Annotated in this window: 17 protein-coding genes; 11 read left to right on the forward strand and 6 right to left on the reverse strand. The window is 51.3% G+C overall.

What is annotated here, in order from left to right; translation table 11 throughout:
• The first annotated feature begins 667 nt into the window (after positions 1–667).
• Genes M3089_RS09300 through M3089_RS09325 form a run of 6 tightly spaced genes read left to right on the forward strand, consistent with a single transcriptional unit; the run spans position 668 to position 7,473 of the window.
• Positions 668–2,167 carry a 2-isopropylmalate synthase gene (locus tag M3089_RS09300; RefSeq protein WP_205111499.1) on the forward strand — a complete coding sequence of 500 codons (1,500 nt, stop codon included), beginning with the start codon at positions 668–670 and terminating at the stop codon, positions 2,165–2,167.
• 9 nt (positions 2,168–2,176) lie between these two features.
• Complete coding sequence (gene leuC, locus M3089_RS09305; protein ID WP_249083617.1) at positions 2,177–3,574, forward strand: 3-isopropylmalate dehydratase large subunit; 1,398 nt, start codon at positions 2,177–2,179, stop codon at positions 3,572–3,574.
• Between the two features lie 4 nt (positions 3,575–3,578).
• Entirely contained in the window at positions 3,579–4,169 is a 591-nt protein-coding gene (gene leuD / locus M3089_RS09310) for a 3-isopropylmalate dehydratase small subunit (protein WP_205111424.1), read from the forward strand.
• Positions 4,148–5,719, forward strand: coding sequence for an alpha-isopropylmalate synthase regulatory domain-containing protein (locus M3089_RS09315; protein WP_249083619.1), 1,572 nt, complete (start codon positions 4,148–4,150; stop codon positions 5,717–5,719). The genes leuD and M3089_RS09315 overlap by 22 nt, the downstream gene beginning before the upstream one ends.
• 11 nt (positions 5,720–5,730) lie before the next feature.
• The gene (gene leuB, locus M3089_RS09320) at positions 5,731–6,792 is read left to right on the forward strand and encodes a 3-isopropylmalate dehydrogenase (RefSeq protein ID WP_249083628.1); all 1,062 of its coding nucleotides are present in this window, start codon (positions 5,731–5,733) and stop codon (positions 6,790–6,792) included.
• 3 nt (positions 6,793–6,795) lie between these two features.
• Positions 6,796–7,473, forward strand: coding sequence for a tetratricopeptide repeat protein (locus M3089_RS09325; RefSeq protein ID WP_249083633.1), 678 nt, complete (start codon positions 6,796–6,798; stop codon positions 7,471–7,473).
• Positions 7,474–7,819: 346 nt separating this feature from the next.
• Here M3089_RS09325 and M3089_RS09330 read toward each other — a convergent pair whose 3' ends face one another.
• From M3089_RS09330 to uvrB, 5 genes are all read right to left on the reverse strand, one after another.
• Entirely contained in the window at positions 7,820–10,171 is a 2,352-nt protein-coding gene (locus tag M3089_RS09330; RefSeq protein ID WP_249083635.1) for a putative porin, read from the reverse strand.
• The gene (locus M3089_RS09335; RefSeq protein ID WP_205111434.1) at positions 10,172–10,414 is read right to left on the reverse strand and encodes a hypothetical protein; all 243 of its coding nucleotides are present in this window, start codon (positions 10,412–10,414) and stop codon (positions 10,172–10,174) included.
• 63 nt (positions 10,415–10,477) lie between these two features.
• On the reverse strand, positions 10,478–11,080 hold the full coding sequence (locus tag M3089_RS09340; RefSeq protein WP_249083637.1) for a DUF4468 domain-containing protein: 603 nt from the start codon (positions 11,078–11,080) through the stop codon (positions 10,478–10,480).
• A 168-nt stretch (positions 11,081–11,248) separates the two neighbouring features.
• The gene (locus M3089_RS09345; protein ID WP_249083639.1) at positions 11,249–12,868 is read right to left on the reverse strand and encodes a DUF6056 family protein; all 1,620 of its coding nucleotides are present in this window, start codon (positions 12,866–12,868) and stop codon (positions 11,249–11,251) included.
• A 389-nt stretch (positions 12,869–13,257) separates the two neighbouring features.
• On the reverse strand, positions 13,258–15,297 hold the full coding sequence (gene uvrB, locus M3089_RS09350; protein WP_249083641.1) for an excinuclease ABC subunit UvrB: 2,040 nt from the start codon (positions 15,295–15,297) through the stop codon (positions 13,258–13,260).
• Between the two features lie 126 nt (positions 15,298–15,423).
• On the opposite strand from uvrB, the gene M3089_RS09355 reads away from it, so the two are divergent.
• From M3089_RS09355 to M3089_RS09370, 4 genes are all read left to right on the forward strand, one after another.
• Positions 15,424–16,248, forward strand: a complete 825-nt coding sequence (locus M3089_RS09355) for an outer membrane protein assembly factor BamD (protein ID WP_205111441.1) — start codon at positions 15,424–15,426, stop codon at positions 16,246–16,248.
• 51 nt (positions 16,249–16,299) lie between these two features.
• Complete coding sequence (locus tag M3089_RS09360; RefSeq protein WP_205111443.1) at positions 16,300–16,641, forward strand: DNA-directed RNA polymerase subunit omega; 342 nt, start codon at positions 16,300–16,302, stop codon at positions 16,639–16,641.
• 18 nt (positions 16,642–16,659) lie between these two features.
• Positions 16,660–17,118: a DUF4293 domain-containing protein gene (locus M3089_RS09365; RefSeq protein ID WP_249083642.1), complete on the forward strand. Its 459-nt coding sequence runs from the start codon at positions 16,660–16,662 to the stop codon at positions 17,116–17,118.
• Between the two features lie 203 nt (positions 17,119–17,321).
• Positions 17,322–17,879 (forward strand): 3'-5' exonuclease, encoded by a 558-nt coding sequence (locus tag M3089_RS09370; RefSeq protein ID WP_249083644.1) that lies wholly within the window; start codon positions 17,322–17,324, stop codon positions 17,877–17,879.
• A gap of 79 nt (positions 17,880–17,958) precedes the next feature.
• On the opposite strand, the gene M3089_RS09375 is transcribed toward M3089_RS09370, so the two are convergent.
• Positions 17,959–18,381, reverse strand: a complete 423-nt coding sequence (locus tag M3089_RS09375) for a hypothetical protein (protein WP_249083647.1) — start codon at positions 18,379–18,381, stop codon at positions 17,959–17,961.
• Positions 18,382–18,592: 211 nt separating this feature from the next.
• Here M3089_RS09375 and M3089_RS09380 point away from each other — a divergent pair, with 211 nt between their 5' ends.
• Positions 18,593–20,260 (forward strand): glycosyltransferase, encoded by a 1,668-nt coding sequence (locus tag M3089_RS09380; protein WP_249083649.1) that lies wholly within the window; start codon positions 18,593–18,595, stop codon positions 20,258–20,260.
• Positions 20,261–20,280: the final 20 nt, after the last annotated feature.

Genomic DNA, 20,280 nt, shown 5'->3' on the forward strand with positions numbered 1-20,280 from the left:
GCCTGCGGCCCCGGCCGCGCATCCCATCCCACAGGTCTGCCGGGGGCGGCCACGACGGCCGGATTGCTCCATTGCGCCGGCAGCCGTGCAGGTAGCGGACGCCGCCGCTGCTGCGCCCGATAGGGCTGATGCGGTGCGCTGAAGCATTTGTAGGAGAGGCCTGAGCTTTTCAGGTTATGCTTGTACTTTAATTAATTGTCTCCTGCTTATGGCATAGGCAGTTTTTGTAAAAGTTGCGCTTTGCAACCGTCTTTCAATCTGATATCACACGACTTTCATGAGTCCCGAAGTTTTGTGATGCAACGTGAAGACAGCGGGAAGCACAACATATAGCGCTGATTTGATAATATGGTAAGAGCGTCCATGTGGCTTTGCATGCAGTAAGAAATATAATATAAAGAAAGAAAAATGATAGTATTACTGCTAAAAATCTTTCGATTTGTTTGTCTATTTGTGTTGTTTTGATTAACTTTGCAGTTGTAAAGTAACTTAATTATGGAGAATATGTATATTAATCTATTACAGCTTATTGATATTATTCTACTGCCAGAGATGAAAGGGAGTGGGGAAATAGGCGTGTAATTATGACTCAGATATAGTTTCAGACCTTTTTCACTTCCATTAGTGAGAAAGGTCTTTTAGTTGGATAATACTTAAAATGAATATGATGAGTGACAGATTGTTTATTTTTGACACAACGCTTCGCGACGGCGAGCAGGTGCCTGGTTGTCAGCTTAACACTGTAGAGAAGATACAAGTTGCGAAGATGTTGGAGCAGCTCGGGGTTGATGTCATTGAGGCGGGTTTCCCAATTTCCAGTCCCGGAGACTTTAATTCAGTCATCGAAATTTCAAAGGCTGTGACATGGCCGACAATATGTGCCTTGACACGAGCTGTCGAGAAAGACATTGATGTTGCTGCCGAATCTTTGAAATATGCAAAGCATAAGCGTATTCATACAGGCATTGGCACAAGTGATTCGCACATACGTTACAAGTTTAACAGCACGAGAGACGAAATCATTGAGCGTGCCGTGTCTGCCGTCAGATACGCGAAGAAATACGTAGAAGACGTAGAGTTCTACGCAGAAGATGCCGGGCGCACAGAGAATGAATACCTGGCCAGAGTCATTGAGGCGGTAATTAAGGCCGGGGCAACCGTGGTTAATATCCCTGACACAACTGGATATTGTTTGCCCTCAGAGTACGGAGACAAGATAAAGTACTTGGTTGAGCATGTTGACGGAATAGACAAAGCTGTCATATCGACCCACTGTCATAATGATTTAGGTATGGCAACAGCAAATACGTTGAGTGGTGTGCTGAATGGTGCGCGCCAAGTGGAAGTCACAATCAACGGCATCGGTGAGCGTGCAGGCAATACATCGCTTGAAGAGATAGCCATGATTCTGAAGTGCCACAAGGATATTGGCATTGATACGAATATCAACACGGTGAAGATATATCCAGCCAGCCGTATGGTTTCAAGCCTCATGAATATGCCGGTTCAGCCAAATAAGGCCGTGGTTGGCCGCAATGCCTTTGCGCATTCAAGCGGCATCCATCAGGACGGCGTGCTCAAGAACGTCCAGACGTATGAGATAATGAACCCCAAGGATGTTGGGCTGGACGACAACTCCATAGTGCTCACAGCCCGTTCTGGCCGTGCTGCGCTTAAGTACAGGCTTGGAGTGCTTGGCGTGAAAGTGACGAGCGAGGAAGCAGTTGATAAGATTTACCAGAAATTCTTGAAGCTCGCAGACCAGAAGAAAGAAGTAAATGATGATGATATACTTATGCTTGCAGGAGCCGACACAGCAGAGGCTCACGCCGTCAAGCTTGATTACTTGCAGGTGACAACGGGCATGGGAGTAAGGAGTGTGGCCAGTGTAGGCTTAGACATCTCAGGCCAGAAGTTTGAGGAGTCGTCCACCGGAAACGGCCCGGTAGACGCTGCCATCAAGGCTTTGAAGCGAATCATACGCAAGCAAATGACTCTCAAGGAATTCACCATTCAGGCCATTAGCAAAGGGTCTGATGATGTCGGGAAGGTTCACATGCAGGTAGAGTATGACGGCAACGTCTATTATGGTTTCGGAGCAAACACTGATATAGTTACGGCTTCAGTGGAAGCTTACATAGATTGTATAAACAAATTTAGAAAATAACATCAGCTGATGAACACATTATTTGACAAGATATGGGATAAGCACGTTGTGCAGGCCATAGCAGACGGCCCCACACAATTATACATCGACAGACTGTATTGTCATGAAGTAACATCACCGCAAGCTTTCGATGGCTTGAGGAAGAGAGGGCTCAAATGCTTTCGGCCGCAGCAGATATTTTGCATGCCGGATCATAATACGCCTACTCACGACCAGGACAAACCGATAGAAGACCCCGTGTCGCGCAAGCAGGTAGATGCGTTGGCGGCAAATGCACGTGAGTTCGGATTGACTCATTATGGTATGATGTCTCAGGATAATGGCATAATTCATGTCGTAGGGCCAGAGAAAGGGCTATCGTTGCCAGGCATGACCATTGTGTGTGGTGATTCGCATACGTCAACCCATGGTGCCGTGGGGGCTATCGCCTTTGGCATAGGCACCAGCGAAGTGGAAATGGTCTTGGCTTCTCAGTGCATATTGCAGCAAAAGCCAAAGTCAATGCGCATAACCATCGACGGAAAATTGGGCACAGGTGTCACTGCAAAAGACGTCGCCTTGTACCTTATGTCGAAGTTGACCACTTCCGGGGCTACAGGCTACTTTGTCGAGTATTCGGGTCAGGTGGTTCGCGACATGAGCATGGAGGGCAGGCTCACCTTGTGCAACCTGTCTATAGAGATGGGCGCTCGCGGAGGCTTTGTCGCCCCTGATGATACCACATTTGAATATATCAAAGGCCGGCAATTCGCCCCCAAAGACGACGATTGGGAAAAGGCAGTGGCCTATTGGCGTACACTAAAGAGTGGTGATGACGCAGTGTTTGACAAAGAGCTTGTCTTTGATGCGGCCGACATTGAGCCCATGATTACCTACGGCACAAACCCGGGCATGGGTATGGGCATAACGTCTGCCATTCCGGAACTCAGTGATATCGACGATTCAGGAAGGGCATCTTTTGCCAAGTCGCTCGACTATATGGGCTTTAAACCGGGAGAGCGTCTGCTCGGCCATGATGTAGACTATGTATTCTTAGGCGCTTGCACCAATGGGCGCATAGAAGACTTCAGGGCTTTTGCCTCGATAGTGGAAGGCCGGAAAAAGGCCGACGGCATTGTGGCATGGCTGGTTCCCGGCTCGTGGGCGGTAGAGCGCCAGATACGTGAGGAAGGTATTGATAAGGTACTTCATGAATCCGGTTTCGAGATTCGCCAGCCGGGGTGCTCTGCTTGTCTTGCGATGAACGACGACAAAGTGCCTGCCGGGAAATATGCGGTGTCTACAAGCAACCGTAACTTTGAAGGAAGACAGGGTCCGGGCTCGCGCACAATATTGGCTTCACCGTTGGTTGCCGCCGCAGCAGCAGTAACAGGTAAAATCACAGATCCACGGATTTTAATGCAATGAACGTATGAAACAGAAGTTTAGTGTTATAACAAGTACTTGTGTTCCACTGCCTTTAGAGAATGTGGACACAGACCAGATAATACCTGCACGTTTTCTCAAGGCCACTGATAAGGCCGGCTTTGGTGACAATCTTTTCCATGATTGGCGTTACAATGAAGACGGTAGTCTGAAAAAAGACTTTGTGTTGAACAACCCTGTCTATGGCGGCTGTATTTTGGTTGCAGGCAAGAATTTCGGGTCGGGATCCAGCCGTGAGCACGCAGCATGGGCCATAGCGGGATATGGCTTTCGCGTTGTCATCAGCAGTTTCTTTGCCGACATACATAAAAACAACGAATTGAATAATTTCGTATTGCCTGTTGTCGTCACCGACTCTTTTTTGCAGGAGTTGTTCGCAAGCATAGCCGACAATCCGAAGACAGAGGTTGAGGTCGACCTTCCAAACCAGACAGTTTTGAACAAGGCCACCGGCAGGAGCGAAAAGTTTGAAATCAACTCGTACAAGAAGCACTGCCTGATGAACGGTCTTGACGACATCGACTATTTGTTGCAGAATAAGGATAAAATTGAGGCATGGGAACGGCTCAACAAATGAACAACTCCTACCGGCGCATACAGCCTTTTGTCGAGATTATGGACAGCACCCTCCGCGACGGCGAGCAGACCAGTGGCGTCTCTTTTCTGCCGCACGAGAAACTGGTCATTGCCCGCAAGCTCCTTAAGGATGTGAATGTTGACCGCATAGAGGTTGCTTCGGCTCGGGTGTCGGATGGCGAGAAAGACGCCGTTTCCATGATTTGCCGTTATGCCAGGCAGGTGGGGATGCTCGAGCGGGTCGAGGTGCTTGGTTTTGTTGACGGATGCCTTTCTGTCGACTGGATTGACAGTTGTGGCGGAAAGGTTATAAATCTGTTGGCAAAAGGTTCGTTGCGCCATTGCACCGGCCAGTTGCACAAGACGCCACAGGAGCATATTGATGATATACTGAGGACAATAGAATATGCTGAGAAGAAAGGCATCACCGTCAATCTGTACCTTGAAGACTGGAGCAACGGCATGAAAGATTCACCAGAGTATGTTTATGCCATGGTCGATGCCTTGGCCCACTGCGGTATACGGAGGTTCATGCTTCCAGACACCTTGGGGATAATGAACCCCTTGCAGGTTATAGAGTATTTCCGCAAGATGCAGAAGCGTTATCCCGGCACTCACTTCGATTTTCATGCGCACAACGATTATGACCTTGCCGTAAGCAATTCGCTTGCGGCCGTGCTGAGCGGAGCTAAAGGAATACATGTCACTGTGAACGGCCTCGGCGAGCGATGCGGCAATGCGCCGTTGTCAAGCGTTCAGGTGATATTGAAAGACCAGTTTCATGCCAAGACCAACATCAACGAGAGCGAGCTCAATGCCATCAGCCGCTTGGTCGAGGGTTATTCCGGCATAGCCGTTGCGCCCAATCAGCCCATAGTGGGCGAGAATGTGTTTACGCAGGTGGCCGGTGTGCATGCCGATGGTGACAACAAAGACAATTTATATTGCAACGACCTCATGCCTGAGCGTTTCGGTCGTAAGCGCGAGTATGCCCTGGGCAAGACGAGCGGCAATGCAAACATTGCCCGCAATTTGCAGGAGCTGGGCTTGGAGCTTACGCCTGAGCAGACCAAGAAAATCACTCAACGAATCACCGAACTGGGCGACCGCAAGGAGATTGTGACACAGGAAGACCTGCCGTTCATCGTCAGTGATGTGCTAAAGCATACCGCTCCCGAAGACAAAGTGCGGCTTGTCAGTTATATGGTCTCGTCTGCTTATGGCCTCAAGCCATTGGCAAGCGTCAAGGTTTGTATCAATGGCAACGAGTATGAGGGATTTTCCACCGGCGACGGACAGTATGACGCTTTCGTGAAAGCATTGCGCAAGATATACCGCGATTCGCTCGGACGCACGTTCCCGACACTGGCCAATTACGCCGTCACCATACCGCCGGGGGGCCGCACGGATGCATTGGTGCAGACGGTCATCACATGGCGCAATGGCGATAAGATGTTGCGGACACGAGGACTCGACGCCGACCAGACCGAGGCTGCAATCAAGGCCACGTTCAAAATGCTTAATATAATAGAAGAAGGTAACAAACAATAAATTAATAGACAATGAAACTTAAGATTGCTGTATTGCCAGGCGATGGCATTGGGCCGGAAATAATGGAGCAGGGCATTGCTGTCATGGATGCCATTGCAAGCAAGTTCGGCCATGAGTTTGAATATGAGCAAGCTCTTTGCGGGGCACATGCCATTGACGAGGTAGGCGACCCATTCCCCGAAGAGACTTATGATATATGCCGTAATGCAGATGCCGTGCTTTTCGCGGCCGTGGGAGACACGAGGTTCGACAACGACCCAACGGCCAAGGTGCGCCCCGAACAGGGCTTGCTCGCCATGCGCAAGAAACTGGGCCTCTATGCAAATATAAGGCCGGTACAGACGTTCAAGTGCCTTTTGCACAAGTCGCCGTTGCGCTCTGAACTTGTCGACGGCGCCGATTTTGTTTGCATCCGTGAGCTTACCGGCGGCATGTATTTCGGAGAGAAATACCAAGACAATGACAAGGCATACGACACCAACTATTACACCCGACCAGAGATAGAGCGCATACTGAAGGTTGGCTTTGAATACGCACGCAAGCGTCATCACCACCTCACTGTTGTAGACAAGGCCAATGTCTTGGCGTCAAGCCGGTTGTGGCGTCAGATTGCCCAGGAAATGGAACCGTCATACCCCGATGTGTCTGTCGATTATATGTATGTAGACAATGCCGCCATGCGCATGATAACAGAGCCTACGTTCTTTGATGTCATGGTCACCGAAAACACTTTCGGCGACATACTTACCGATGAAGGAAGCTGCATTTCTGGGTCGATGGGCCTGCTTCCGTCGGCTTCAACCGGCGAGAGCACACCTGTGTTTGAGCCTGTGCATGGCTCATGGCCGCAGGCCAAGGGACAGAACAAGGCAAACCCTCTGGCCCAGATACTGTCTGTTGCCATGCTTTTGGAGCATTTCAATTTGGTTGACGAGGGGAAGCTAGTCCGCAAGGCCGTCGACGCTTCGCTCGACGCATGTGTTCGCACGCCCGAGATTCAGGTCGAGGGTGGGGCCCATTACGGCACTCGCGAGGTAGGCATGTGGATTGTTGACTATATCAAGAAGTCGTAAGCCTTGAAGTCTTCAACATTTATCATCGGTGTGTGCCTGTTGGGCAGCCTTTCTGCCTATGGCCAGTCGCTTCAGCAATGGCGTGACTCTTTGTCTGTGTTGAATAGGCAGATAGAGACTTCGCCATATTCATCAGACTTGCACCTGCGTAAGGCTGCTGTCAACCTTGAGCTGGGGCAGTGGGATTATGCCGTGTCGGAGTGCGGCTTGGTGTTGGACAAGGAGCCACGCAACCTTGCGGCCCTTTTCTATAGGGCTTTTGCCAACAACAACCTGCGGCGCTATGACTTGGCGTGCAACGACTATGAGACCTTCCTCGGCATTGCTCCTTACAATATGGAGGCCAGGCTCGGCCTGGCCTATTCATATCGGAAGCTCGGGCGTAAGGCTGCTGCCATGGACGAGATGAACCGTCTTGTTGAGCAGTTTCCCGACAGTGCTGCTGCATATGCGGCCAGGGCCGACTTCGAGAAGGAGCAGAAGGTGTATGGTGCGGCTCTGTATGATTGGGAACAAGCCATACGCCTGGCTCCGGCCAACGTTGACTTCCGCATTTCGCGCGTTGACGTGCTGTTGCTCATGGGCAAGAAGAAAGAGGCTCGTGTTGCGCTCGACGAGATGGTTGGCAGCGGTGTTCCTAAGGGAATCTTGCGCAAGTGGTATGACAAATGCTCCAAGTGACGGGGCGAACCTAACCTGCCATTATGCCGCCGGGTGTTTGGATTGCATTTATATGATGGTTTCCAAGCGCTTCCATCCCATGGCCTGCCTATTGTTTGCCGATTGGCGTAGCCATTGTTGTCGGCGCCTTCTGCAGAGGCGCATGCCAATCAGCCCGGCAACAATCCGAACCTCTACGGCCCCCAAATGGCGATTGGAATTATAAACAAAAGCCTCACAGCAACCGTAAGGTGTCTGTGAGGCTTTTGCTTTGTGCCCCTTATTGTATTTCTGAGAATGCCGTTTTCATTGGGTGTCAATCCATGGTAAGCCCGTGTGGGGACGGTAGAGAGCGGCAGGGCGTGCGTCAGTTGAAGAAGTTCCACGACAACCCGAAGCGCAGAATGCGCCCGTTTTGCGGGTAGTGGGGAGTAAGGAAATACATCCTGTTGCCATTTCCGGCCGTCACGTGGCTGAACATAACGAAGAACCTGGTGCGCTTTAGGTGCAGGTTGGCGTAGACATCGACAAACGGATAGCCCCCCAGCTTCACTTTGCTTGCGCTGTTAGACTGCACAGCAAATTGGTTCAGTTGCGGCACGAAGTCAGGCGCGAAGTAGTTGGTGAAAAAATATGCGTCGCCTCCCAGCTCGACCGTAAGCTGCTTTACTATTTTAAACTTGATGTATAAGTTCGTAAACAGGTTCAGCGCAGGCACCGGCAGCACCTCTTGGTTGCTTGAGTGCTGGTAGGTTACGATGTTTTCCCAATTCAATATCCCGAGCCTGAAGTCTTGGCGCAGCTGGGCAGTGAGCAGGTTGATGTTGCCACCATGCTGGTTGATGCTGGCCGTCATGTTGGTGCGCCCGTCGGTAGTGGCGTCGTAAGACGTTGAGAAGTAAGTGTAGTTCTGTATCTCCTCCACCGCCACGCGCAGGCTGGTCTTTGTTTTTCTGTAAGAGAAAAGCCCTTCAATGCGCGTGCGCGTTTCCTTGCTCATGTCGTCGTTGTCCCACCATATATGCTTAGAGTGGTAGCGGCGCTGGTAGAACGTTGGGTTCAGCCTGTAGAAATAGGCTTTGGCTGCCAGCGTCACGGTGTCACCGAACAGGGGGAAGTTGACGTCGGTTCTGAAGTCTACCTTCAGTTGGCCCGCGTCTTCGCCCACCAGCCATGTTTCAGCCATCACATTGTAGTGCAGTGTCTTGCCTTGCGTCTTTGCTATTTGTCCGCCTATGCTCACATTGTTTTCTGTCCAGCTGGCCATCCTCGACAGAGTGTAGTTGCCGTTCTGGAACACGTCGGGCATGTCAAATTTGCGAAGCTCGTGGCTGGCAAACACTTTCAAGCCGGCCTTGGCGTATTTGTTGAACCCCTCAAGCAGGGCTATGGCCAGCGTGTTTTTTATCGAAAGCATCTTTGTGCGGTCGTAGATAGAGTCGCCGCCATAGCTCAAGTCGTCGTTGTGGGTGTAGTAAGTGTTTGCGTAGTAATCCTCGGGCGACTCGTATGTCTGGTATATCCTGTCGTACCTGTTTACGTCGGCTGTATGTATGAAACTTGTCACCGGCACAAACTCACGTTTCATGGTTGCGTCGATAGAGTCCTGCCTTTGCTTGGCGGCCAGCAGACTGTCCATTTTCTCTTTGGAGTCTACGCTGAGGCGTGTGGTGTCTATGGCCATTGATGTCGTGTCGGTAGGTTCGTCGCCGGCAATGGTTGCCCCCTCAGGTCGCCCCGACGGAGCCGCCGTGGCCACTTTTTCGCCGCGCTTGCGCCCGGTGGGCGGGTTGGCGTCTTTGCCCTGCTGTTTCTCTGCGTTGTCTTTCTTCGACTCGGCTGCAAATTGCCGCGCTTTCAGTTCGGCTTCGGTAAGCTTAACCATGCGGTAGAAACCAAGGCTGTACCTGTGGGTTAGGAAGAAGTGAAGGCTGTTGTTCCTGTTCCAGTTTTGGCTCAGCACTGTAGGTATCTCATTATCACTGTACGAGTCGTCAAAGCTTTCCGGGTGAGTTACGTAGTTGTCGTCTGTTATGCCTCCGTTCTCCGAAACCTTTTGGTGGTATGTTGAAAAGATGGCATGCATGTTGTATTGGTCGCCAAGGTACGACGCGTAGAGTGTTGCCCCGAAGTGCGACGTGCTTTGGTTTGCATAGTATCCACGGGCGTAGGCATAGTTGAGGTCGAACCCGAAGCCGAACTTCTTGTTGGCGTTCACCGCAAATTTAGCGTCGATGTGGTCTTCGCCGTTGGTCTTGTTGCCGCAGTTGTCGTAAGAGATGTTTGTTATCGGCGACAGGGTGTTGGTGAAGTGAAGCTGTTCGGGTTGCTTGATAATGTAGCTGTACGGTTGTGTGAACATGAACTGTGCGGGCAGCGGGCGGTCAATCACAATCCTGCTTTCGCGTGCGGTGTAGTTGTTGCCTGTGGTGTTGTATTCCCCGTATAGCCCGGTGTTGAATATGGAGTTCATGTACATGTGTTGCATTGTGTCGACGACAGCCGGCGTGATGTCGCCAAACTTGCGGTCAACAGTCCACACATAGATGCCCTTGGGAATCTCCTTGTTTTTAGTCGTGTCGTTGCTGTGCTTGTTGAAATTGCGGTTTTCGTTTTCGTCGCGCTGAGTTATTTGCCCTGTCTCGTCTATCTGGTTGTATGTCTGGGCATTGGCGCCGATGGCCGTGAGGCACAGTAGCGTTATAAGGGTTTTCTTCATTTACATTCTCAATATTCGGATGGCCGCATCTACAAACTTGAAGGGCAATGACGCGATGATTACGTAAAGGCCTATCGTCATGTTGCCAGCAAGATAAATAATCACGCCCGCCATGGCAATGACCATGAACGCAATGTTGAGCCAATTGCGTATCTTCTTCATTTTCAGCTGGCGTTCGTTGGGCCTTCCGTGGTGTTGGGCCTGTTGTCTTTCAACGATTTCGTCTATTTCGTCTTTTATCATCGGGTCGGCTGTGGTTTTACGGGTGTGAAATGTTGTTGTGGTTGCAAGGAAACGGCAAGCCTCTTATTTGAAGAGGTTTGCCATTTTGTTGAACAGGTAGTCCTTGCGGTCTATAGTCTTGCGGCGGAACTTGCCGCTTACCCTCGACAGTTTGTCTTTGTTCTTCTTCAGGCCGTACTCGTCGGTAATCCATTCTTCGGCGTTGTATGTCTGCGGGTTGCGTTCCTCGTCGTATAGGTAGTATATGCGTCTCATGGTTACTTCCGCCTTGCCGTCGCTGCATTCGGCCGTCAGGGTATACATAAACCGGGTGCGGTCGAGCACGAGGGGCTTGTTCTTGAACACGAGCCACTCTTGGTAGTTGGCGGCAAGCTGGTGGTTTACAGAGTCTTTCATGACCACACGGCTTTGTTCAAGCTGGTTGTCTTCCTTGCTCAGCTGTGTGAAGTAGGCCAGCAGGGTGTCGTATATCTGTGCTGCCGACTTGCCGGGCGCAGATATTTCTGTTGAAAACTGCACCTTGCCATCAACCATAGGTACGGCACCGGCCAGGTATTTTTGGTCGGGGTTGGCCTTTGTGCCTTGCTCGTTCTCCATTTCCCAAGAGTTTTGCGCCATGCCCATGAGCGGCATTAACGCCATTATTGCAACAAATATCTTTTTCATTTGCGTTGAATATAAAAGTGCTGTTTGATTTGCAAAATTACAAAATATCTGACTATTACTTGTTCTGATTACACAGATTAACATTGTTTTTATGATTATGTGGTGCAGGGCGCGTTGCGCCACTGGCCCGTGGGTGGCGTTATGATGCCGTTTCTGCCGCCGCGAACGTCACTTTACCGCATCTACTCTGATGCTGTCAATGCGCCTTGATATCTTTGGTATAGGCTTGTCGAAGAACACAAAGGTCCTTCCGTTGATTTTTGCCGTATGCCATCTGTCGGCTTCATACGTATCGCTCGCATACGCAAACGGCCGCTTGTAGAATGGTGCACTGTCGTCGCCCAGCATGAATGTTATCTTGTTCACTTCTGTGCCATTGGGTATTTGCATTGCCATCAGTCTGCCTGTTGCGTCCTCGCCGTATTCAATGTAGCTGTCTGGATCGGCCATTATCTTTCCCACCATGTCGTCGGGCAGGAACGACAGGCTGTCGCGGCCAAGCAGATAGGCGGCGCATCTCACGTTCTCGTCGTTTGGGTCGGGGGCGAAATAGTAGGTGTTTGGGCCGAACTCCACCTGCAGGAAAACAAATTTCCTGATGAAATAGCTGTTGCCCAGCATCGGTTTCACTCTTATCATGTCGGTTTGTCCGCCTTTTATTTGGGCCATTAAGTATAGGTTGTTGAGGTGGCCCTGGTATGCATAGTATATTCCCGGGATAAGCACCGCCACGATGGCTGCCGACAGCGCTGCGCCAAGCCTGGTCGAATATCGTTCGGCGCCAAGTCGCAGCAGCAGGTTGATGGCGAGGAGCATGGCGAAAAACTCCGCTGCGAAACATACCCGTGGCTGCGTGACGCCGCTGGCGAAGATTATGCCGATGCTCAATACCACCGATGAATACAGGTAGCCGTATCTGCTTAAGTGGAGAGCCAGCAACCTCTTGTTTCGCCTTCGGGCATAGGCCATCACCGCCACCAGCACCCATACCGTGCGCATCTCGGTGCAAGTGAACAGTCCGAGGCCCACCTTTACAAGTGGGCTTTCCGCTATGTGGCCGTCGCCGCCTATGGCCCGGAGCAGGGTGGAAGGGGCAAACGCGCATACAAGCGAGCCCAGCGTAAACCATGCCACATAGGGCAGGGCGGCGCTTTTGCGCATCGCTTTCCGCCTAAGCCAGCAATATCCAGCAAGGCTTATGGCAAGCGGCAGGGCCATGCCTTCATGCGTCCAGCCTATGAACAGGGTCAGCGGGCTCAGCAGATAGTCTTTGGGCGAGGCTTCGCGGCCTTTCTTTTTCTCGAAGATGAACAAGAAAAACATTATGGCGAGCGACACCCACAGGTAATTTACTGAACCCTCAACCCACAGGTATATGTCGGCAAATCCGGGAATCAGCACTATCATGACAAACAAGACCATGATTACCGTAAGTGGCTTGATGGTGGATTTTGACACGAACTTGGCGACGGCCCATACGGTCATGGCAAAAATCAAGGCGTTGGCCACGTCGTATGCCGGCTTGCTGAGCAGGCCTAGGAATGCCTGGGCCACTGTCTGCACGATGGCGCGCCCTGTGAGTTCCATGTAGTGTATGGCTTGCGATTGCACAATGTCGGCAAGGCTGCCTATCCTTACAAAACCCTCGTCGGCCGACCGTCGCCAGATGCAGTGGTATAGAATGTCGTCCGACAGGGTGTATGGCTGCAGGTAGGTGAGCAACAGCATGATTATGCCCGACATGGCTGTGAGCACCAATGATGTTTTTCTCAGGTTTCTTTTGTGCATGATAAGCTTAATATTACAATCTGTGTCTATGGTCTGTTGTCATGGAATCCGGCCTTTGGCGCTGCCGTTTTCGGCAGGCACTTCAATGCCGCCGGCCGCGGCACCGCTGCCCTTGGCAAGCGGGTTTGCGGCAATGGGAATGCCCTGCTTGCTTGGCGTGCTTTCGGTATGGGCCGTTTGGCGTGGCTGTTCGGGCTGTTTGGCATGATGAAACGGCTCGTTTTGTGTGGCAAAATCACCCGTTTTTACAACTCTCTGTATATCAGTAGTTTGTGGCGCCGGTTTAAACCTTTTATTTGGTATGTGCGAATGGCCTGCACAATGTAGCCACATGGCGTGCGGCGACGATGGCGTCAGCCCGTCGGTCGCAGGCAGGGCCATGGCTTGGCTCACTTCAGTTCCAGCTCTTTCTGCAGCCTTATAATCTCATCCCTGTATTGTGCCGCCTGGATAAAGTCGAGCCTCTTGGCAGCCTCCTTCATGAGCTTGGTCGTGTTGGCGATGCTCTTTTCAAGCTGCGGCCTCGTCATCCGTTCCACTATCGGGTCGGCGGCGAATGCAGCCGATTCGGGTTCTATGTATGCCATGCGTGCCGTCGGCTTCTCGTCCTCTTGTTCGCCGCCGCCTATTTCGGCACGCAGCACACCCGTTTTTAGCGATTTCTTGATTTGTGTAGGCGTTATTCCGTTCATCTCGTTGTATCGCATCTGCTTCATTCGGCGCCGGGCTGTCTCGTCGATGGTCTGTTGCATGCTGGCCGTAATGGTGTCGGCATACATGATAACCTTCCCGTTTACGTTGCGGGCAGCCCGTCCGGCAGTCTGCGTCAGGCTTCGGTGGCTGCGCAGGAAACCCTCCTTGTCGGCGTCGAGTATGGCCACAAGCGACACTTCTGGCAGGTCGAGGCCCTCGCGCAGCAGGTTTACGCCAACAAGCACGTCGTAGCGGCCTTCGCGCAGCTCCTCGAGAATCTTCACGCGGTCGAGTGTGGCGACATCACTGTGTATGTAAGCCGTGCTGATGCCGTGGCCGAGCAAGTATTCTGTCAGCTCTTCGGCCATCCGCTTGGTCAGTGTCGTCACAAGCACACGCTCTTTGCGCTCTATGCGCACCCTGACTTCCTCCATCAGGTCGTCTATCTGGTTTTCGCTCGGGCGCACCTCTATCTCGGGGTCGAGCAGCCCCGTGGGGCGTATCACCTGCTCTACAACCACACCCTCGGCTTCCTGCAGCTCGTAGTCGGCCGGTGTGGCAGAGACGTAGACCACCTGGTTGATCATGCTGTGAAACTCGTCGAACGTGAGCGGGCGGTTGTCGAATGCAGCCGGAAGCCTGAACCCGAACTCCACCAGGTTGGTCTTGCGCGCCCTGTCGCCTCCATACATGGCGTTGATTTGTGGCACGCTGACATGGCTCTCGTCGATAAACATAAGGTAGTCTTCAGGGAAGAAGTCGAGCAGGCAGTAGGGACGTTCGCCCGCGTTGCGCCCGTCGAAATAGCGCGAGTAGTTCTCTATGCCCGAGCAATGGCCGAGCTCCTTTATCATCTCCATGTCGTATTCCACCCTCTCCTTGATGCGCTGGGCCTTGATGGGGTCGCCCAGCTCGGTGAAATAGGCCACCTGCTTTGTAAGGTCGTCCTGTATGTTGCGTATGGCGATGTTGATCTGCTCCTGGGTGGTCATGAACAGGTTGGCCGGATATAGCTTGTATTCGTCAAACGAAGCCAGCCTGTCAAGCGTGACGGCGTCGCGCTCTTCTATGGCGTCGATTTCGTCGTCCCAGAACGTTATGCGCAGAATGGCCTCGTTGTAGGCCATGGCCACGTCGATGGTGTCGCCCTTGACCCTGAACGAGCCGCGCTGCAGGTCGATGTCATTGCGCACGTAGAGCGCCTGGACGAGTTTGCGCAACAGCGCATTGCGGTCTATAGACTGCCCGCGCCTTAGCTCAATCACGTTTTCAGACAGGGCCACAGGGCTGCCCATGCCGTAGATGCAGCTGACCGACGAAACGACCACCACGTCTTTTCGGCCCGACAGCAGCGACGAGACAGCCCGCAGCCTGAGGCGGTCTATCTCTTCGTTGATGGCCAGGTCTTTCTCTATGTATGTGTCTGTGGTCGGTATGTAAGCCTCGGGCTGGTAATAGTCGTAATAACTCACATAGTACTCTACGGCGTTTTCGGGGAAGAAGCCGCGCATCTCTTCGTAAAGCTGAGCGGCGAGGGTCTTGTTGTGGCTCAGTATCAGCGTGGGGCGGTTGGCGTTGGCAATGACGTTTGCCATCGTGAAAGTCTTGCCAGAACCGGTCACACCGAGCAACACCTGGGCCTTGTCGCCGCGCTCCAAGCCCTCGGTAAGTTCTCTGATAGCCTCCGGCTGGTCGCCGGTCGGCTTGTATTTAGATGTAAGTTTGAAGCTGCTCATGGTCGGCAAAAGTACTCATTTTCATCGTAATAAACGTTATATTAAAGAACATTTTCCAAAAAAACAAACGAAATACTTGGGGTTTCTATGGAAAATGACTAATTTTGCAATCCAAATCAGCAACGGATGAAGACCAAGATATTCATATTGTTTTGCTTTGCGGCTCTCTTCAGTGGATGCACCACTGAGTTTAACCGCGTATACAAATCAGCCGACTACAGTTATAAGTATGAGTATGCCAAGGAGTGTTTCGCCCGCGGCAAGTATATGCATGCCATCTCGCTATTGCAGGAACTGCTGACCGTGATGAAGGGTACAGACAATGGCGAGGAGTGCCTCTACATGCTGGCAATGGCTGAATACAGCGACCGCGACTACGAGAGCGCGTCGGCAACGTTCAAGAAGTACTTCTCGTCGTATCCCAAGGGCGTTTATGCCGAGCAGGCCGCTTATTACATAGGGCAGTCGCTCTACCAGAGCACCCCGGAGCCACGGCTCGACCAGACACCTACAGTGGGTGCCATCAACGCCTACCAGCAGTTCTTGGACATTTATCCCGACTCGAAGCTACGCCCCGTAGCGCAGCAGCGTCTCTTTGACCTTCAGGACAAACTGGTGATGAAGGAATATCTCTCTGCCAAGCTCTATTACGACCTCGGCGACTATTTCGGCAACTGCACCGGCGGCGGCTCTAATTTTGAGGCTTGCATCGTGACGGCCCAGAACGCGCTGAAGACATATCCGTACAGCAAGATGCGCGAGGATTTTGCTGTGCTGATAATGAAGAGCAAGTTTGAACTGGCCGAGCAGAGCATAGAGGCCAAGCGCGTTGACCGCTACCGTGACGCCGAAGACGAGTGCTACGGGTTCCTCAACGAGTATCCCGACAGCAAGGAAGCTGCCACGGCCAAAAAGTATATTGAGAAGTGCAAGAAGGTCACCAACGACTGATGTTGCATTGTTTTATTGTCGATAAATCAAATTCAGATTAGCAATATTAAAATGGATTACAAGAAATCAAAAGCTCCGGTTAACACCGTTACACGAAACATCATGGACTTGTGCGATGAGACGGGCAATATCTATGAGAGTGTTGCCATCATCGCAAAGCGCGCAAACCAGATTTCAGTTCAGATAAAGGAAGACCTCAGCAAGAAGCTTGCGGAGTTCGCTTCTTACAATGACAGCTTGGAGGAAGTGTTTGAAAACCGTGAGCAGATAGAGATTTCGCGCTATTATGAAAAGCTGCCCAAGCCTACGTTGCTTGCTACGCAGGAGTTTGTGGAAAACAAGGTTTACTGGAGGGACCCCTCAAAGGAGGCTGCCCAGGCAGAAGAAAAATAAGCTGATGTAGCAGATGTCATGATACAGCGCATACAGACAATATATCTGTTGGTGGCAGTAGTGCTCTCGGTGGTTTGCCTCTGCATGCAAATAGGCACTTTCACTGAGGGCGGGGCTGCCGTTTACAGTGAGTATAACTTGTGGGTGACCGGCCCCACCGGCGTCCGCCAATTTGTGACGTGGCCGCTGTTCGCCGTACTGCTGCTGTCGGCGGCTATTGGCCTCTATGCCATATTCATGTACGCCAACCGGTTGCTGCAGGCCCGTTTTTGCATGTTCGCCATGCTGTTGGTGGTTGGCTGGTATATACTTTATGTGGTATATGGCGGCGTTCTGAAGCCGGGTGACGGTTCTGCAGAGTTTGCACCGACGTGGGCAGGGGCTTGTCCGCTGGTGGCATCGGTGTTCTATTTTCTGGCCCGCCGTGCCATCATGGCCGATGAGAGGTTGGTCAGGGCTGCCGACAGGATAAGGTGAATGAAACAATATCGTGATAACAAGAGGGTGCATCATGGTGATGCGCCCTCTTTGTTTTGCCGCGGTATGATTTGGTGGTAGCGGCTGGTTGGCATTGTCGGTGCTTGGCTTGACCCCTCAATGCATTGGCGTCTGCTGCCTTCTGGCATGCCCTTTTATCCGGGTTGCACCCGGTGGTTGTTTATAACGACATACGAATGATTATGGAATATAAAGGTTTGGACTTTGTGGCTATTGACTTCGAGACGGCCAGCGGCAGGCGTGATTCTGTTTGCGAGGCCGGCATCTGTGTCGTGCGTGACGGACAGATTAGGGAAACAAGGTCGTGGCTGGTTAGGCCCAGGGACAATTTTTACAGCAATTTCAACATACAAATACATGGAATAAGGCCTGAGGACACGGAAAATTCACCGGCTTTTCCTTTTGTCTGGGATGAGCTGTCGGCCTATCTGGCTGAGACACCGGTGCTTGTTGCACACAATGCGGCGTTCGACATGAGCTGCATACGCAGCTCCCTCGAACAGTATGGCTTGCCAAAGCCTGATGTCACATATTATTGCTCGTTGCGTGCCGCACGCCATCTTTATGACTTCAGCTGCAACAAGTTGGATTATCTTTGCGCAAAGTTTGAGATACCAATGGGAGCGCACCACCGCGCGGGCGACGACGCCGAGATGTGCGCAAGGCTTTTCCTTAGGGAAGTCAGGGATGCAGGCTGGTGCGAATTGCACGAGATGGACTATTGCGCCGGCAGGTTGTGAAGCCTCGCGGCTGGCAATGGGGCATGCATGCTGGGGTGTGAGGCAGTGCGTGGCGTGGCGCCGCCAGGTGACGTCGGGCTCATTTCTTCTTTAAAACGAGTTTTTGTGGCAGCTTCTGCCATTTACCGTCGTTGGGCACTTTCAATGCGCTCCCGTCGCCTTGCGTCAGCACATATGTGCTGTCGTCTTTGATAGTGAGGGTTGCTGTCAGGTCTTCGCTGCCGTAATCGTTGATCAACTCGATCTCGGCCTTGTCTTTCCCGACAATCTTTGCCGAGGTGATAAGCCAGTAAAAACTGTTTCGTTGCTTGGCAAGGTATCCCGGCAACTGTCCCAGTATCTCGTGCCCGGGCACGTTGATTCCGCTGCCGTGGAAGTCGAAGTTTATGTAAACCTTGTATTCGTCATTCGACAGGTTGCCTTTGAATGGCTCTGCATCGCTTTGTGCCATTGCTGAAGCAGCCATCAGTGCAAGTGCTGCTATTGTGAGTATTCTTTTCATGTCGTAATAAATAACGTTTGTTTTGATGTGGTGGGCATTGCAGGCTCCTGTTTGTTATGCATTTTATTTGTGTTGACGCGCACAAGTCTAGGCCTTCTGCAAAGATAGCAAATATAAATCATTAAATCGTTATGTTGCTGAAGATTGTTTTGCCTTTTATTGTAAATCTCAATAATTTAATGTATATTTGCGACTGCTAACGAGTAACTTTATGGGAAGATATGATTTGAAACCGGATTATATATTTGAATCAAGTTGGGAAGTTTGTAATAAGGTAGGTGGTATCTACACTGTGCTGTCTACAAGAGCCAAGACACTTCAGGACATGATGAAAGACCGAATAATATTCATCGGGCCTGATTTTGGAGGAGATGTTCAGGATTGTTATTTTGAAGAAGACCCAAGCCTCATGGCTGGTTGGCGCGAGGCTGCGGCCTCTGAGAACTTGAACGTGAGGATAGGGCGGTGGCGTGTGCCGGGCAGCCCGGTTACTGTCTTGGTCGACTTTAAACCTTATTACCCACAAAAGAATGATATATATACATGGCTGTGGGAGCATTATCAGGTAGATAGCCTCCACGCTTACGGAGACTATGATGAGGCTTCGATGTTCTCATATGCAGCAGGCCTTGTTGTTGAAAGCTTCTATAATCACAATCTTGGGGCTGACGACCGCGTTGTGTATCATGGCAACGAGTGGATGACCGGCCTTGGACTGTTGTATGTCAACAACAAGTTGCCGCAGGTGGCGACTCTTTTCACTACGCATGCAACAAGCATCGGAAGGAGTATTGCTGGCAATATGAAGCCGCTTTACGATTATCTTTTTGCTTACAATGGCGACCAGATGGCCGGAGAGCTTAACATGCAAAGCAAGCATTCTATTGAAAAACAGACTGCGTGGCACGTTGACTGCTTTACCACCGTGAGCGACATTACTGCGAATGAATGCAAAGAGTTGCTCGACAAACAGGTTGATGTAGTTTTGCCGAATGGATTCGACAACAGTTTCGTTCCTGCACCAGCGGTCTTTGCACGTAAGAGGAAGAAAGCACGCAAGCGCATGCTTGATGTTGCGAGCTCCTTGCTTGGCGAGCGCCTTGGGGATGACACGCTGATTGTGTCGACAAGCGGGCGCTATGAATTCCGCAACAAGGGCGTCGACGTTTACATAGAAGCCATGAACAGGCTGCTGCGGGACAAGGTTTTGCACAAGAAAGTCGTTGCTTTCATTGAAGTGCCGGGATGGGTTGGCGAGCCGCGCAGAGACTTGCAGGAGCGTCTTGCCAGCGGAAAGGATTATGACACACCATTGGAAGTGCCGCTCGTGACGCATTGGCTGCATGAGATGAGCCACGACTGTGTGCTGGATACCCTTAAGTATTATGACATGCACAACCGTCAGGAAGATAATGTGAAGGTTATTTTCCTGCCGTGTTATCTTGATGGGAACGACGGCATACTGAACATGTCATATTATGATATTGTGCTCGGCAATGACTTGTGCATTTATCCTTCGTATTACGAACCATGGGGTTATACTCCGCTTGAGGCTATTGCATTCAAGGTGCCGTGCATCACGACAGATTTGTCGGGCTTTGGTCTATGGGCAAACAGCATAAAGGGAGGTTACAGCGAGCTTATTGATGGTGTGAAGGTGATTCACCGAACCGATTACAACTACTCGGAAGTAGCCGACAATATCAAGGAGACTGTGGCTGATTTCTCAAATTTCACAGATTCGCAGGTCAAGAAAGCACGCGCCAACGCAGATGCTTTATCGAAGAAAGCACTTTGGAGTGAGTTTATAAAGTATTATTTTGAAGCATACGCCATTGCATTGGAAAAGGCAGAGAGGCGTGTTGTGGGATTGAAATGAATAGTATTCATCAAATTAAA

Origin of the sequence: Marseilla massiliensis, assembly GCF_023336985.1 — a bacterium.
Taxonomy (GTDB): Bacteria; Bacteroidota; Bacteroidia; order Bacteroidales; family Bacteroidaceae; genus Prevotella; species Prevotella intestinigallinarum.